The sequence below is a fragment of the Pedobacter boryungensis genome, from assembly GCF_013204825.1.
Lineage (GTDB): Bacteria > Bacteroidota > Bacteroidia > Sphingobacteriales > Sphingobacteriaceae > Pedobacter > Pedobacter boryungensis.
Genome location: NZ_JABMKV010000001.1, coordinates 708,170 through 725,633, shown reverse-complemented (window position 1 = coordinate 725,633; position 17,464 = coordinate 708,170). Strand labels below are relative to the sequence as shown.

12 protein-coding genes are annotated in these 17,464 nt (G+C 32.0%); 10 read left to right on the top strand and 2 right to left on the bottom strand.

What is annotated here, in order from left to right:
- Nucleotides 1-72: 72 nt before the first annotated feature.
- The 7 genes from HQN85_RS03150 to HQN85_RS03120 are packed head-to-tail and all read left to right on the top strand — an operon-like array spanning nt 73 to nt 10,577.
- Nucleotides 73-879 carry a PorV/PorQ family protein gene (locus HQN85_RS03150; RefSeq protein WP_173268891.1) on the top strand — a complete coding sequence of 269 codons (807 nt, stop codon included), beginning with the start codon at nt 73-75 and terminating at the stop codon, nt 877-879.
- Nucleotides 880-895: 16 nt separating this feature from the next.
- Nucleotides 896-2,905, top strand: a complete 2,010-nt coding sequence (locus HQN85_RS03145) for a helix-hairpin-helix domain-containing protein (protein ID WP_246249596.1) — start codon at nt 896-898, stop codon at nt 2,903-2,905.
- Complete coding sequence (locus tag HQN85_RS03140; protein WP_216847212.1) at nt 2,902-4,998, top strand: ComEC/Rec2 family competence protein; 2,097 nt, start codon at nt 2,902-2,904, stop codon at nt 4,996-4,998. The genes HQN85_RS03145 and HQN85_RS03140 overlap by 4 nt, the downstream gene beginning before the upstream one ends.
- 1 nt (nt 4,999) lies before the next feature.
- Nucleotides 5,000-5,779, top strand: coding sequence for an enoyl-CoA hydratase/isomerase family protein (locus HQN85_RS03135; RefSeq protein ID WP_173268888.1), 780 nt, complete (start codon nt 5,000-5,002; stop codon nt 5,777-5,779).
- A gap of 18 nt (nt 5,780-5,797) precedes the next feature.
- Nucleotides 5,798-6,478, top strand: a complete 681-nt coding sequence (locus HQN85_RS03130) for a hypothetical protein (protein ID WP_173268887.1) — start codon at nt 5,798-5,800, stop codon at nt 6,476-6,478.
- Between the two features lie 60 nt (nt 6,479-6,538).
- Nucleotides 6,539-8,404 (top strand): LTA synthase family protein, encoded by a 1,866-nt coding sequence (locus HQN85_RS03125; RefSeq protein WP_173268886.1) that lies wholly within the window; start codon nt 6,539-6,541, stop codon nt 8,402-8,404.
- 1 nt (nt 8,405) lies between these two features.
- Nucleotides 8,406-10,577, top strand: coding sequence for a S9 family peptidase (locus HQN85_RS03120; RefSeq protein ID WP_173268885.1), 2,172 nt, complete (start codon nt 8,406-8,408; stop codon nt 10,575-10,577).
- 298 nt (nt 10,578-10,875) lie between these two features.
- Here HQN85_RS03120 and HQN85_RS03115 read toward each other — a convergent pair whose 3' ends face one another.
- Together HQN85_RS03115 and HQN85_RS03110 are read right to left on the bottom strand one after the other, a co-directional pair.
- Nucleotides 10,876-11,574: a DUF3307 domain-containing protein gene (locus tag HQN85_RS03115; RefSeq protein WP_173268884.1), complete on the bottom strand. Its 699-nt coding sequence runs from the start codon at nt 11,572-11,574 to the stop codon at nt 10,876-10,878.
- Nucleotides 11,574-12,185: a SatD family protein gene (locus HQN85_RS03110; RefSeq protein ID WP_173268883.1), complete on the bottom strand. Its 612-nt coding sequence runs from the start codon at nt 12,183-12,185 to the stop codon at nt 11,574-11,576. The genes HQN85_RS03115 and HQN85_RS03110 overlap by 1 nt, the downstream gene beginning before the upstream one ends.
- A 129-nt stretch (nt 12,186-12,314) precedes the next feature.
- Between HQN85_RS03110 and HQN85_RS03105 the strand changes: the two genes are divergently transcribed.
- The 3 genes from HQN85_RS03105 to HQN85_RS03095 are packed head-to-tail and all read left to right on the top strand — an operon-like array spanning nt 12,315 to nt 17,412.
- Nucleotides 12,315-13,349 carry a ligase-associated DNA damage response exonuclease gene (locus HQN85_RS03105; RefSeq protein WP_173268882.1) on the top strand — a complete coding sequence of 345 codons (1,035 nt, stop codon included), beginning with the start codon at nt 12,315-12,317 and terminating at the stop codon, nt 13,347-13,349.
- The gene (locus HQN85_RS03100; RefSeq protein ID WP_173268881.1) at nt 13,346-14,938 is read left to right on the top strand and encodes an ATP-dependent DNA ligase; all 1,593 of its coding nucleotides are present in this window, start codon (nt 13,346-13,348) and stop codon (nt 14,936-14,938) included. The genes HQN85_RS03105 and HQN85_RS03100 overlap by 4 nt, the downstream gene beginning before the upstream one ends.
- Complete coding sequence (locus tag HQN85_RS03095) at nt 14,935-17,412, top strand: ligase-associated DNA damage response DEXH box helicase (protein WP_173268880.1); 2,478 nt, start codon at nt 14,935-14,937, stop codon at nt 17,410-17,412. The genes HQN85_RS03100 and HQN85_RS03095 overlap by 4 nt, the downstream gene beginning before the upstream one ends.
- Nucleotides 17,413-17,464 lie beyond the last annotated feature (52 nt).

Genomic DNA, 17,464 nt, shown 5'->3' with positions numbered 1-17,464 from the left:
TATCATAATTTAATTTTAAAATAATTATTTATATTTTAATTATATTTTGTTTACATTGGTTTACCTAAACCTATGAATAAACAATTTATACCTTTTTTAATGCTTTCAATTAGCATTAATTTTTGCTTTGCCCAAAACAATTTTGGCCCAAAATTAACAGCAATGGGCAATAACTATGTGGCAGTTAAAGATATATGGAGCTTAAATGGCAATGTATCAGGCATAGCCGATGTAGGATCTCCTACTCTTGCCATAAATTACACGAAGTATTCAATTGATAATGAACTAAGTAATCAAGCCATAGCATTCGTTTTACCTTTAAAAAATAATTATTTAGGTGCAAGTTTTAATCGTTATGGAATTACCGCATATAATGAAATTAAAGCGGGTTTAGTATTAGCCAAAAGATTTGGAAATAAATTATCAATTGCCCTAAAAGGAAACTACCATCAAATAAAAATAAGCAATTACGGCTCAACAACTGGTTTTTCAATTGATGTGGGAGGAATGTATGAATTGACTAAGCAAATTACTTTAGGACTTAGTTTAAGTAATCCATCATTTCAAAAATACAGCAGTAAAGAAATAGAAACAAAAATTGCAAGTAGTATGCAAATTGGCGGATCTTATAAAGCATCTGATAAAATTTTAATCGCAACTACAATAAGCAAGGAATTTAATACATCTATCAATGTTGGTTTGGGTATAGATTATAAATTATTAAGCCTTATTAGTTTAAGAGGAGGTTTAACTACAAAACCATTTAAACATTATGCAGGGTTCGGATTAAATTTCAAAAAATTTGTAATGGATATGGCTGTAGAAAGCGATATACATTTAGGTTATACTCCTCAAATTGCTTTAGCTTATGCGTTTTAAGATTTTACTCCTGCTAATGCTGATTAGTTACGTTTCAAAGGCGCAAACTAATGAAGATACTTTTATTAAAGACCTGATTGAAAGTTTAGCCGAAAATTTGCCTGATGATTATGATCTTTCTGAATTGGAAGATAGATTGGTTTTTTTAAAAAAGCATCCCATCAATTTAAATCATACAAATCCAGAAGAATTAAAAGGCCTGATATTTTTATCCCCATTACAAATCAGCAATCTTTTTTCTCACTTAAAAGCTAATGGCAAATTGGTAGACATTTTAGAATTACAAAGTATCCCAGATTTTGATGTTAAAACTATAGAAAGACTTTTGCCCTTCGTAACATTAAAACAATCAGATTTAGAAGACAGAATTACCTATAGAAATCTAAGAAATTTAGGTGATAATGATTTAGTAATGCGTTTTGGAAGAGTGCTAGAAAAACCAAAAGGTTTTACTGATTTACCTGGTAGCCATTACATAGGTTCTCAGGAAAGACTTTTAATTCGATATAAATATAATTTCTCCAATCGCATTTCTGCTTCACTAATTTTCGAGAAAGATGCTGGAGAGCAATTCTTAAGAGGAACTAAACAATTCCTATTAGATTATCAATCTGCTCATATTGCTTTATTTAACAATGGAATATTTAAAAAAATAATCATAGGTGATTATAACATGCAATTTGGTCAAGGATTAACATTGTGGTCGGGTTTCGCTTTTGGAAAAGCACCAGATGTAACAAGTGTGGCTAAAAAAGATGTAGGTTTAAAACCTTACACTTCCTCAAATGAATACTCCTTTTTTAGAGGAATTGCCACAACAATTACTGTCGCTAAACATATAGATTTCACTCCTTTTTTATCCTATCGAAAACTAGATGCAAGTTTAAACGTAAATAGTGTTGGAGATGAGGTACTTTCAAACACCAATGAAACCGGTTTGCACAGAACAACTACTGAAATTAAAAATAAAAATAGTTTAGATCAGCAGTTGTTTGGGGGTGTTATTCAATACCAAAAAAATAATTTAACCGTCGGTGCAGTCGCTTATCATTCTATATATAATAAAGAGTTTATAACAGGAAATGAAGTTTATCGATATTATAATTTTACAGGTAAAACATTAACTAATGTAGGTTTACATTATAATTACACCTATAAAAATATTTATTTTTTTGGCGAAGCAGGTAAAAGTTTAAGTGGGGGTTTAGCATATGTTAATGGTGCTTTGGTAAGCCTTTCTTCAAAAGTGTCTGCAGTAATTTTGCACAGGAATTACGACTCTAATTATCATAATTTCTTTAATCAGGCAACTGCCGAAGCTAGTGAAGCAATAAATGAAAAAGGATTTTACGCTGGGTTAAACATCACGCCTGTAAAAGCTTGGACAATTGCAGTTTATGCTGATTATTTTAAATTTCCATGGTTAAAATTTAGAGTTGATGCTCCTTCAGATGGTTATGAAGTATTAGGTCAGATCACCTTTACACCTACGAAAACATTTAAAGCAGTTTTAAGATATAAATCGGAATTAAAGCAACAAAATACAGATTTAGAAGTTCCAATTAACTATTTAGATGATGTAAAAAAGGAATCTTATCGTGGCGATGTAAACTGGCGTTTTAATAAATCATTTAGCTTTCAAAACCGATTAGAGGTTTCTCAATTTAAAAAAGGAAGTGCTAAACCCGAATTTGGTTATCTGATTTATCAAGATATAAATTATTCACCATTATTTTCGAAAATTTCGGGAAACCTGAGATTAGCATATTTTAATACTCCAACTTTTAACAGTAGAATTTATGCTTATGAAGACGATGTATTGTACAACTTTACATTTGGAATGTATAATGGAAAAGGATTTAGAACGTATGTAAATCTTAAGTATAAGCTTATAAAACGCGTAGATATTTGGGCAAAATATGCGATGTTTCATTATAACAAAGTTGAAACAGTTGGAACAGGATTAGATGAAATTATTGGCAATAAAAAAACAGATATAAAACTTCAATTACGTTATCAATTTTGACATTTAAATCTGAAATTGTTTTTGTAAGAATTTTACTTCCTTTTATAATCGGAATCTGTTGCGCTTATAATTTTCAGAACGATTTGCTAATTACTTTATCATTAACATTATGCGTTATACTGCTAGTTTATTTAATCGCAGTTAATAATTTTTACAAAAAACTAAAAGCTTATAATTTTAAGGGGGTAACTGGCATAATTTTCTATTTTTTTTGCTTTGTACTTGGCGGACTAGTTTGTTTATTAAACACACAATCATTAAAAGAAGAATACCACGCCAATCGTTCATTTGACTATTTAAAAGTCTGGGTAAATGATGAACCACAGCAGACTAATGATATCGTTCGGTTTGAAGTTGTCGTAACTACAGGATATAAATTTAATAGACCTGAAACCTTAAGTGGAAAACTATTAATTGCGCTGAAAGTTGATAGTTTAAATCCTGTTAAATTAAAATATGGTGATGAATTGATAGTTTCTTCAAAGAATTTACCTGTAGAACCATCATACAATCCATCTGAATTTGATTTCAAAGCATGGTTGGCTACTAAAAACATATATCATCAGACATTTATAAATCAAAATCATTTAGTAAAACTAAACAGTAATAAAAGTAATCCAATTATAAAATATGCTATTGAAGTAAGAAAAAGACAGGTTGAGATTTATAGAAAATTGATCCATAATGATGAAGCATTTGCTGTTGCATCTACTTTAGTTTTAGGTTATAGAGCAGATTTAAGTAAGGAAACATTGGCTGCTTACAGTAAAACAGGAACAATACATGCCCTATCTGTTTCAGGCATGCATGTCGGTATTATTTACATATTTTTAAATTGGGCTTTATTCTTCTTGGATAAGAAAAGGCTATTGAAAATTTTTAAACTCCTACTTATCTCGTTTTTAATTTGGTATTATTCACTCTTAACAGGATTTTCACCATCTGTTCTCCGTTCAGCAATTATGCTAACTGTTTATATATTGGCTAAAGCATTCAATAAAAACAGTAATAGTTATAATATATTAGCATTTACTGCTTTTTGTTTATTATTATATAATCCCTTCTTAATATGGGATGTTGGTTTTCAACTCTCATTTTTAGCAGTTTTTGGATTAATTTATTTACAACCCAAAATTTATAAATGGTTTTATATTAAAAATAAATGGTTAGATAAACTATGGGCAACTGTTGCATTAAGTTTAGCGGCTCAGATTGCTACTTTTCCATTGAGCATTTATTATTTTCATCAGTTTCCGTTGTATTTCATTTTCAGTAATCTATTTATTCTACTTCCATTAACTGCAATGATGTATTTAGGAATTGGGATTTTAATGCTCCGACTCTATTTTTTAGCGCCAATTTTTGAATGGATAATTAATTTTACTAATAGTGGTCTAAAATGGATTGCCAATCTACCATTTTCTGGCATTACATCTATATGGTTAAATCAATGGCAGTTAATTTTGCTAAGCTTTACGTTGATTATTTTCACCATAGCATTAGTAAATTACAAGAAAAAGCTACTTATAGTTTCTTTACTATGTATTTTGGTTTTTCAGTCATTTGCAGCCTATTATAAAATATCGGCATCCAAACAACAAAAGATTTTGTTTTTTAGTCTTCGTAAAAACTATGCTGCAGCTTTTATAGAGGGAAACGAAGCAGTTCTTTTAACTGATTTAGATGGAAGCAATAAAAATTATGATTTTTTTGTTAAACCTGCGTTAGATCAAATGCAAATTACAAACATCCACTTTGTGAAATGGGAACAGGATACTGCATTAAAATCCTTCATAAAAAAAGAACATCAACTAGTATTTCATCAATATCATATTCTATTATTGGATGATGATTTTAACTATAAAAAAATTGATCAATTACCTAAGTTTGAAAGTGTTTGGTTACATCAAAATCCACGAAAAAACGTATTAGATTTACGCAATGAAGTGCTATTTTCAACTTTGCTAGTAGATGCAACTAATAAAGATTATATGATTAAACGTTATGAACAAGATGCAAATAAATTTCAGTTACAATCACATATTTTAAAGAAAAATAATTCATATTTGATAGACCTTAAGGTATTCAAATAGCATGGTTGAAGAACTTGTTTTATATAATGTTAAAGATAGAATTGCAACTATTACACTTAATCGTGTTGATAAACGCAATGCTTTAAATCCAGAATTGGTAACTCTATTAACTGATCATTTGCTAAAAGCAGCTGAGGATGATGACGTTAAAGTGATTATTTTAAAAGCGAATGGAGATACGTTTAGTGCAGGTGCAGATCTTGCTTATTTACAACAATTACAGCAAAATTCTTATGAAGAAAATTTAGCAGATTCTAATCGCTTAAAAAATCTCTTTACAACAATTTGCTATTTACCAAAAATTGTAATTGCTCAAGTAGAAGGTCATGCAATTGCTGGCGGATGTGGTTTAGCAACTGTTTGCGATATTATTTTTGCAGTTCCTGAGGCAAATTTCGGTTATACAGAAGTTAAGTTAGGTTTTGTTCCAGCATTAGTTTCTTGCTTTTTAATGCGCAAGACAAGCGAAACTATAGCAAAAAAGATTCTACTGACTGGTAATTTATTTTCCGCGGAAGAGGCACTAAAATATAACTTAATAACTTTTGTAACAAAAAAAGAAGATATTGCTCAAAGTGTAAATAATTTTGCAGTAGATTTGTGTAACAATACCTCTGCGAACGCGTTAATGGTAACCAAGCAACTCATTAATCAAACTACTAATTTAGGATTAGAAAAGAGTTTGGAAATGGCTGTACAAATTAATGCAAGAGTGAGGGAAAGCGATGATTTTAAAAAAGGCGTATCATCCTTTCTAAATAAAGAAAAAACTAAATGGTAAATTAAATCTGAAAATAATATGTTTAAATCTATGAAAACTGGTGTTTTAGCCGCTATCTTAATTAGCTCTGCTATTTACGCTCATGCACAAAAAAAAATAACTGAAGGTTCTGTAACTTATACTATGGATTATGCTTTAACTGCAGAACAAGAACCTATGGCTGCTCAACTACCATCAGAAACAAAAGTAAAATTTAATGGTCCTATTTCTAAAATTGAAATCGAACAAGGACCTGCAACTATTTCTGTATTTAGAGATTTAGCTTCAAATACTGGACTTCTTTTAATCGATGTTCCTGTTGCACAATGGCAGTATGCGGTTAAACAAACTAAAGAAGATTATGACAAGGCAAATGCAGCTTCCCCAAAAATGAGCGATTTTAAAGCTACTGGTGAGAAAAAAATGATTGGCAGTTATAATGCAGAAAAATATACTTACAAAGATGATAAAGGTGGTACTTATGAACTTTGGGCTACTAATGATGTAGAATTACCTACAGGTTTTTCAGGTCAGGAGTTTAAAGATGTAAAAGGTACATTGCTTAAATTTACTCGTTTTCAACAAGGCGTTAAAGCTACCTTAACAGTTAAAGGTATTAATGAAGAAAAAGTTGGCCCACTTACATTAGAAGTTCCAAAAGGTTACGAAGTTAAAACAATGGAAGAAATCATGGCGTTGCAACGTGGTGGTGGCGAATAATCGCTAATAATCCTTTTCGTAAATCAGGTTTTTATTCGTGGCTTTTATTAAATTGCGCCAATGTTTAAAAACCTGATTTTTTTTGCTCGTTTTTTTCTGTTTTGGTTATTGTTTTTTGCAATAGACAGATTAGTTTTTCTTTGTATTTTCCATAAAAAACTAAGAGAAATACCTTTTGAAGAAAGAATATCAACTTTCTATTATGCTTTAAGATTAGATTTTTCAATGGCTGCTTATATTGCAGTAATTCCATTGTTAATTTTTATTTTTTGGTATTTTTCTAAAAGAACATTAGTCAATTTTAAATGGCTATCTATTTACAATAAAATTTTAGTTACTATTTTCGGTTTCTTCTCAATTGTTAATTTCAACACCTATCGCGAATGGGGTATTAAGATAAATCACAGCGCTTTAGCTCCAATTATAGAAACGCCAAAAGAAGCAATGGCTTCAAGCGGTTCTTCCCCTTTCTTATTTTCCATGTTTATTTGGGTAATATTAATTGGATCTGGTTTTTATCTTAATTTTATTTTAATTAAGAAACAAATAATTTTTGTTAAAACTCCAATATGGTTAAAATCTATTGTAGTTGTTTTACTACTCGGATTTAATTTTTTATTAATCAGAGGTGGTATTGATGTGGCTCCGAATAATCAGAGTATGGCATATTTTTCGAAATATGAAATTTTAAACCATGCTTCATTAAATACAGAATGGAACTTAATCTCAAGTATACTAGCATCTACAAAAACGAATAAAAACCCCTACTTATATTTTGATAATGCAACTGCAGATAAACAAGTTTCTGCATTATATAAGGTTGAAAAAGACACCACTATTTCCATCTTAAAAACTCAAAAACCTAATATTATCTTATTTATTTTGGAAAGTTTTACAGCAGATTTAACAAAAAAATTAGGCAATGAAGATGGCATTACCCCTAATTTTGACAGTTTAATAAATAAAGGAGTTTTATTCACTAATATTTACTCAGCTGGAAATCGTACGGATAAAGGTTTAATTGGAACATTGAGTGGCTTTCCAACTTTAGGCACAGGAAGTATAGTTAAATGGCCTGAAAAAATGCAAAAAATACCTGCAATTAGCCAGAAGCTTTACCAAAACAATTACCAACTTTCATTCTATTACGGAGGAGAATCTGAATTTGATAATTATAAAGCATTTCTCTTAAGTCATAATTATCAAAAATTGATTGATAAAAATAGTTTCGATAAAAAAGACATGAACTCTAAATGGGGTGCTTATGATGGACTTGTTTTTAACAGGCAATTACAAGAGATAAGTCAGGAAAAGCAACCTTTCTTTTCTACCATTTTATCGTTAACTAATCATGAACCTTTCGAATTACCTACAAAACCAAAGTTCGGAAATAAAGAAATTATTCAAAAGTTTAAAAGCACAGCTTATTATACGGATTCATGTATAAATGACTATTTATCAAAAGCAAGAAAGCAAAATTGGTATAAAAACACGTTATTTATTTTTGTTGCCGATCACGGGCATTTGTATCCAAAAAACAAGTTTGAGATTTTTCAACCTCAACGGTATCACATTCCATTACTGTTTTATGGAGATGTAATTAAAGATAAATATCAAGGAAAAGAATTTGATAAAATTGGAAGTCAACAAGATGTTGCTGCTACACTTTTAGCTCAATTAAATATTCCACACAAGGATTTTTCGTGGAGTAAAAATCTACTTAATCCTTATAGTAAACATTTTGCTTTTTTTAGTTGGGATAACGGTTTAGGTTTTATTAATGATAACCATTGTGTTACATTTGATAACATTGGAAAAAATATTTTGTACAATAGCCATCCAAAAGATAGTATTCAAACAAACATAAACCTTAAATTAGGTAAATCCTATTTACAATCTGTATATCAACAATTTATAAAACTATAGTATGAAACTAACAAAACTATTTATTGCTATTGCAATTATAGCCTTCATTGGCAATGGCAATGTAAAAGCACAAAGAGGCGGTATTAACTGGACCAAAGATGGGAACAGTTATTATCAAAACGCAGGTGGAGAAATCGTCACCATTACTTTACCAAAAAGTGAGCGCAAAACAATAATTGGGAGAGCTTTACTTACTCCAGCAAATGCTTCAAGTCCTTTAAATGTAAGGAGTTTTCAATTAACGGAGGATGGAACAAAAGCACTTATTTATACCAATACTAAAAGAGTTTGGCGTCAAGATAGTCGTGGTGACTATTGGGTAGCAGATATTGCAAATAATACTTTAAAACAAATTGGAAAAGGTAAACCTGCTTCTTCATTAATGTTTGCCAAATTTTCTCCAGATGCAACTAAGGTGGCTTACGTGAGCGAACACAACATTTATGTAGAAGACTTAACTACCGGAGTAATTAAAGCTTTGACTACAGATGGAACCTCTCGAATGATTAACGGTACGTTTGATTGGGTTTATGAAGAAGAATTTAATTGTTTAGATGGTTTTAGATGGGCTCCTGATAGTAAATCCATTGCTTATTGGCAAATTGATGCTACCAAAATCAAAAACTTTTTAATGATTAACAATACAGACTCAATTTATCCCTTTACAGTTCCGGTAGAATACCCTAAAGTTGGTCAAGATCCATCTTCATGCAAAATAGGTATAGTTGATATCGCAACTGCAAAAACAAATTGGTTAGCAGTTCCTGGTGATAATATCCAGCATTACATTCCTCGCATGGATTGGATTCCTAATACAAATGAAGTTATTTTACAACAATTAAATCGTGAGCAAAATGAGAGCAAATTGTTTATTGCAAATGCTACAAATGGCTCAGTAAGTGAAATATATAAAGAAAATAATAAAGCTTGGATAGATCCACAAGATGATTTTGTTTGGTTAAATGGCAATAAAGAGTTTGTGTATCAAACCGAAAAAGATGGCTATACCCACTTATATCGCGTTAGCAGAGATGGTAAGAAAGAAACATTAATTACAAAAGGTAACTATGATGTAATTAGCGTTAACTTAATTAACGAGAAAAATAACACAGTTTATTTCATGGCTTCGCCAACAAATGCTACTCAAAAATATCTTTACAAAACTAAATTAGATGGAAAAGGAAAACTAGAAATGGTAACCCCTTCTATTTTACCTGGCACACACAGTTATTCAATTTCGCCAAATGGCTTATTTGCTCGTCATAGCTACAATAGCTCGGTTGTCTCTCCAGTAACAGAGTGGATGAATTTTGCGACTAACAATCCATTAACCATGGAGGGAAGTATAACAAACCAACTAGCTAAACAAACGCCACCTAAGAATAAAGTAGAGTTCTTTAAAGTAACTACAGAAGATGGAGTAGAAATGGATGGTTGGATGAAAAAACCAGATAATTTCGATGCAACTAAAAAATACCCAGTTGTTTTTTATGTTTATGGCGAACCTGCTTCACAAACTGCTGCAGATGTTTGGGGCGCTGGTAGAAATGGCTTATATGTAGGTGATATGGCTAAAGATGGTTATATCTACATTTCGATGGATAATCGTGGTGCTCCAGTTCCAAAAGGTGCAGCATGGAGAAAAGCGATTTACAAAAATATCGGTGTAATCAATATTCGCGATCAAGCAATGGCTACTAAGAAATTATTAGCGACTTATTCATTTATGGATAAAGATCGTGTTGCTGTTCACGGCTGGAGCGGTGGTGGTTCTTCTACCTTAAACTTGTTATTCCAATATCCAGACATTTACAAGACTGGTATTGCTGTAGCTGCTGTTGCCAACCAATTAACTTACGATAATATTTACCAAGAACGTTATATGGGTACTCCTTTCCCTACTACAGAAGCTTACGTAAAAGGCTCTCCTATTACATATGCTAAAAACTTGGTTGGAAATTTGTTATACATCCATGGCACAGGAGATGATAATGTTCATTATCAAAATGCAGAAATGTTAATTAACGAATTAATTAAAAACAAGAAAGTATTCCAAATGATGAGCTATCCAAATCGTACACACGGTATTTTTGAAGGTGCTGGAACAAGTGAACATTTAGCGTTAACTTATACTAAATTCTTAAAAGAGTATTGCCCACCAGGAGCAAGATAATTCAATTATAAAAACAAAAAGCCTCAAGTTAATATTTGAGGCTTTTTTATTGAAAAGCAATTTCAGTAATTCTATCAACATTCGTCCTGCACTTTGTTTCAAGTCCTCGTTTCGTTCCTCAACTGTGGGCTTTCCACTTCGTTCAGATTTAATTTACACAGGTTTTTATAACTATTTACGGTTCCTTGCACAAGCCTAAGTTAAATAGCCCAGATTGAAGCGAATACGTTGCGCAGCGAGTAAAGCAAAAAGCTGGATTACTATTAATTATGGTGATGCAATTGCGTTTCAAAAAAAATTATATATTTATAACAGCCATTGCTACAATTAATGCAATACCAAAACTCAATAAAGTGCCAATTAGCACGTATTCGGTAAGCTTAATGTCATGGGCTTCCTTTAAATCACCAAATCTAAAAATAGATTTAGCCGCTAGTAAAAAACCAACAGCTTCAAAATGATTGGTGCAAACAAAAAGATAAATAAGTAAGCGTTCCAAAATGCCAATAAACTTTCCTGCATCTTGTAATGAGGTAGACGCTTTGCTTGGAATCCATTTGGCAATAATTACTCTAATAAATATGGCTGCTGGCGAGGTTAAAAACAAAGCACCTAATAAGAATAGCCATAACTGATCTGATTGTAAATAGAATGCTATATTAATACTTGAATGATAAATATATTGCCAACAAATAAGGATTACTGCTATGTGTAAAAACTGATCTACAAAGAACCAAATTCTTTTGGTTTGTGCTTTCTGGAAAATAAGCTTAGTGACATCAATTATACCATGCATAAAACCTATAATTAATGCTACTTTCCAAATTGTTAAAGAGCAAAACATCAAAAAAATTAAAGCAATATGAAGTGCAATATGGAGGTATAATTTTCCCGATTTTAATCTTCTTTTCTCTTTATCTATTACCCATGAATTTGGTTGCAGGAAAAAATCTCCTAAAATATGAGCCATCAACAATTTAAGTAAAGCAAGTGCCATTATTTTTTAATTAATTTAACTACCTCGTTTCTATATTTATTTTCCAACTCTATAATTTCGGCATAATGCCCTCTTTTTAAGGCTTCACTAACTGACGATTGGCTTCTACCAGATATTTTAGCAATTTTATCTTGTTTAAGGTTTTTATTTTCGATGGCATATTTTATCATTTCCGCACTAATAGGCCCCCAATTATCCATTGCAATTAATGCAAATTTAATAAGCAAATTAAAGTTAGCATCAAAAGCTTTACAAGGGGTTTTCAATGCCATATTTACCTTGTTTACTTTTAAGGTATCAAAAGCAAAGCCAGAATTTACAAAAGCCTCGCCATTGGCTTCTGTCACCTTTGTTGAATTCGTACTTTTTTTACCAATACCAATTCCTATCCTGACATCTGCTTTTTTTAAGGTTTTAATACACGCCTTAATATATATCGCATTTATTAATGCATCTTTTGCATTTAATTCTATCTGAAAACTATCTCCCCTAAATATTTCCCAATTAATATTTTTACCAAATAAACCTTCTAAAGCACTTTTAAGGGTACTTATCCATTCTTCTGGCAATGCTCTAGAATTAATTATATCTCCAGTTATTACAGCTATCATAAATCTAATATCGGGTAAATACACGATAATTCAAAATATCGGCTAATTACCCGATAATCTAATTTATCGGCTAAATACCCGATAATAATTAGTAAAACTTATGTCAATAGCCATTTGTTGTATAACTTAATGAGCTTAATTGAATTTACAAATCGAGGTATTTACTGCAAACAAGGCAATTTTTACATTGACCCTTGGCATCCTGTAGATTTTGCAGTAACCACACATGGACATGCAGATCATGTAAAGTGGGGTAATAAAAATTATTTATGCCACGAATTAACTAAACCAATTTTAAAGCAACGATATGGACTAGAAAACAATGTTCAAACCTTACCATATCACAAAGAAATAAACATTAACGGCATAAAACTAAGTCTTTTTCCAGCGGGCCACGTAATCGGCTCATCGCAAATAAGATTAGAATATAAGGGAGAAATTTGTGTGGTTTCTGGAGACTATAAAGTAGAATACGATGGAATTAGCACTGCTTTTGAACCTGTAAAATGCCATACTTTTGTTTCCGAAAGTACATTTGGTTTACCAATTTATACTTGGGAACAACAAGAGTTAATATTTGGGCAAATTAAAAATTGGGTAAAAGACAATAACCATAAAGGCAAAACTAGCATTTTAGTGGCTTATAGTTTAGGCAAAGCACAAAGGCTAATCAAAAATTTAGCTGGTGAATATCCAATATATGTACATAATTCTATTGCAAATTTAAATGAAGGTTTTGCAGAAGTTGGTATAGAACTACCAGAAACCATAAGAATTACTTCTGAAATTAAAAAAGACGAGTTACAAAAAGGAATTGTAATTATTCCACCAGCATTAGCTGATGGCAGATGGGTAAAAAGCTTGCAGCAACCCGCAATTGGTGTTTGTTCTGGTTGGATGGCCGTAAGAGCTGGTAGAAGATGGAGAAGTGCTGATGCAGGATTTGCCTTAAGCGATCATGCAGATTGGCCAGGTTTATTATCTGCTATTAAAGCAACAGAAGCAGAAAAAGTTTTTGTCACACATGGTTCTACAGCAGTTTTTTCTAAATACTTAAATGAAATCGGTATTAATTCTGAAGAAGTATTAACCAAATATGGCGCAGAAGATGATGAAATTATTGGAGAGGCAAATGAAAACCCACTTAAAGAAGAAAGTAAATGAAGCGATTTTCACAACTGATCCAAGAATTAGAACTCAGCAACAAAACCAATGATAAAATTGCCGCATTGGTTTCTTATTTTACAGAAGCTGATGATAAAGATAAGCCCCATGTAATTGCTATGTTTACTGGAAAAAGACCAAAAAGACCAGTAAATACAGCATTAATTAAACAATGGGCAATTGAATTAAGTGGAATACCAGAATGGTTATTTTCTGAAAGTTACAGTAGTGTTGGCGATTTAAGTGAAACCATCGCTTTGGTTCTTCCGCCAGCAAAAAATACAATAGAAAAGCCACTAAATCAATGGATTACTGAGCTTGCCCAACTAAATGGAGAAACAGATGAGGTTAAAAAAGCGTATATTCTAAATGCATGGGATAGTTTAAACACGCAAGAACGTTTCATATTTAACAAATTAATATCAGGAAATTTTAGAATTGGTGTTTCTAACAAAATGCTGGTTAATGCTATTGCCAAACAGAATGAAGAAGATAGCAGTAAAATTATGCACAGCATTATGGGCAAGTGGTTACCTAATGAAATTACTTACAAGGAATTAATCGCTGGAGCTCATGTAAATACCGATAATAGTTGGCCCTACCCTTTCTGTTTAGCATATGCTTTAGAAACTGAGCCAGAAAACCTAGGGGAAACTAATGCTTGGCAAGCCGAATGGAAATGGGATGGTATACGTGGCCAAATTGTAAAACGAAATGGAGAATTATTCATTTGGTCGCGTGGAGAAGAATTGGTTACAGATCAATTTCCGGAATTACATTTTCTAAAGGAAGAGCTACCAGATGGATCTGTCTTAGATGGAGAAATACTTTCTGTTAAGGATGGGAATGTACAATCATTTAGCATTTTACAACAAAGATTAAATCGTAAAACGATAAATAAATCCCAATTGAATGATGCGCCAATTGGCTTCTTTACTTATGATATTTTAGAGTTTGATGCAAAAGATATTAGGCAAGAACCATTATTAAAAAGAAGATTGATTTTAGTTGATGTGATTAAAAAACTCCAGACTAAAAACATTGTGTTGTTATCTCCAGTAATAGAATTTGATAGTTGGGAAAAATTGGCTGAGCTTAGAAAAACTTCTAGAGAAATTAATAGCGAAGGCATTATGCTGAAAAAATTAGATTCTGTGTTTCATACAGGTCGCAAACGTGGCGATTGGTGGAAATGGAAAATAAATCCTTACACTATTGATACGGTTATGATTTATGCCCAAAAAGGAAGCGGACGTAGAGCTAATTTTTATACTGATTACACCTTTGCAGTGAGAGATGGGGAACAATTAATTACTATAGCAAAAGCATACTCTGGTTTAACTGATAAAGAAATTAAAGAAGTAAATTCATTTGTAAATAAAAATGCAATAGAAAAATTCGGACCCGTTAGAACAGTAAAACCAGAATTAGTTTTTGAGATTGCTTTTGAAGGAATAGCTGAAAGTAAAAGACATAAAGCAGGATTAGCTTTACGTTTTCCTCGTATCGCAAGATGGCGAAAAGATAAAAAAGCAGATGAAATTAATACCTTGGATGACCTAAGACAGCTATTATATTCTACATTATGAGCATAGCTAAAACAAAAGGTTATCAGCAAGTTCTCGAATGGCTTAAAAAAGACGGCAAAAAACCATTCAAGTTTCAAGAAGAAGCTTGGAGTTTTTATGCTAAAGGCTATAGTGGATTAGTAAACGCTCCAACAGGTTTCGGAAAAACGTTTTCTCTTTTTTTAGCTGTAGTAATTGAAGGAATAAACTTAGCAGAGGTAAAAGATAAGAAAAGAGCTAAAGATCGTTTACAACTCATTTGGATAACACCATTAAGATCACTTGCAAAAGATATTGCAAGAGCAATGCGAGAAGTTTTAGCAGAATTAGAACTCGATTGGCATGTAGGCGTTAGAAATGGTGATACCACTCAGGCGGAGAAATTACAGCAAAAGAAATCGATGCCAGAAATTTTACTAATTACTCCCGAAAGCTTGCATCTTTTATTGGCGCAAAAAAATTCATCAACATTGTTTGAAAGTTTAAAATGTATTGTAGCAGATGAGTGGCACGAATTGTTAGGTAGTAAACGTGGGGTTTTGGTAGAATTAGCTATCTCAAGAATTAAAGGATTACAAAAAAATGCAAAAACACAACATTTAAGAGTTTGGGGCATTTCAGCAACAATTGGCAATATAGAAGAGGCTTTAGATGTTATTGAGCCAGATGTAAATGCTAAGCGGACAATTATCAAAGCAAAACTGAATAAAAAAATTGTTATCAAATCTATTTTACCAGATGATATTGAAACGCTACCCTGGGCAGGGCATTTAGGATTAAAACTGGCGTACAAATTACTTCCAATCATAGAAAAAAGTAAAACCACTTTAATTTTCATCAATACCCGTGGTCAGTCTGAAATGTGGTATCAACATTTACTGAATATTGAACCAGAATTGGCAGGAAGAATTGCTATTCATCATGGTTCCATAGATTTTGAGCTGCGAAACTGGATTGAAGACGCTTTACATACTGGCTTATTGAAAGCTGTTATTGCCACTTCCTCTCTAGATTTAGGTGTAGATTTTAAACCTGTTGATACCGTAGTTCAAGTCGGTTCACCCAAAGGTGTTGCAAGGTTTTTGCAAAGAGCTGGCCGTTCGGGGCACTCTCCAGGAGAAACCTCTAAAATCTATTTCTTACCAACCCATGCATTAGAATTAGTGGAAGCTGCTGCGATTAAAGAAGCGGCAAAAGAAAATAATATAGAAAGTAGAGAGCCTGTAATTATGGTTTTTGATACGCTCATTCAATATTTGGTTACGCTTGCCATTGGTGATGGATTTGATGATAAAACCGTTTACGAAGAAGTAAAAAACACTCATGCTTTTAAAATGTTATTGCCAGAAGAATGGAATTGGGTGATGCAATTTATCACCTCTGGTGGAGATAGTTTAACTGCTTATCAAGAATTTAAAAAAGTTGCAAAAGATGAAGAAGATGGCCTTTGGAAAGTAAAAAGCAGACAAATCGCTATGCGTCACCGGTTACACATAGGAACTATTGTAAGTGATGCTATGCTGAAAGTAAAATTTCTATCTGGCGGATATATTGGGATGATAGAAGAATATTTCGTTTCTAAACTCAAAGCTGGAGATAGTTTTACCCTAGCAGGACGGATTTTAGATTTTGTTCACATTAAAGATATGACTGTTATCGTTCGAAAAAGCAAACAGAAGAAAGCCATGTCGCCAAGTTGGTTAGGAGGCAGGTTGCCCTTATCTTCTAATTTGGGATCGGTTTTAAGGAAAAAATATAACGAGGTATTAGATAAAACACATCAAGAAGAAGAATTAGATGTGGTTTATCCATTATTTTTGGTGCAACAAGAACGTTCTCATGTACCAAGAAATGATGAATTATTGATCGAGATGATTAACAATAAAGAAGGATTTCATCTTTTTGCTTATCCTTTTGAAGGTAGATTAGTGCATGAGATTTTAGCCGCTTTAGTAGCTTATCGATTAAGTAAACTAGTACCCATTACTTTTTCATTGGCGATGAATGATTATGGTTTTGAACTATTAAGTGATATCGAAATTCCAATGGATGATGCTATTGCATATGAAGTTTTTTCACCGGAAAATTTAACAGAAGATATTTCTCTAAGCATTAATTCCACAGAAATGGCTCGTCGAAAATTCCGTGATATTGCTTGTATTTCAGGCTTGGTTTTCCAAGGATATCCTGGAAAATATGTAGCGAATAAACATTTACAATCATCTGCTGGACTATTTTTCAATGTCTTTAACGATTTCGACAAACACAATTTATTATTACGACAGGCTTACGATGAGGTTTTTTATCAACAGTTAGAAGAACCAAGATTAGCTGCTGCTTTACATCGCATTCAACAAAGCACAATTGTAATTACATATCCAAAAAGATTTACACCACTTTCTTTCCCAATAAAAGTGGATAGCTTACGTGCTAATATGAGTTCTGAACAATTGGAAAATAGAATTGAAAGAATGAAAGTGGAGGTTTTTAAATAAATTGTCATTGAAGAGAACAAAATCTATTTCATAACTTTGTGTTTCCATAAGG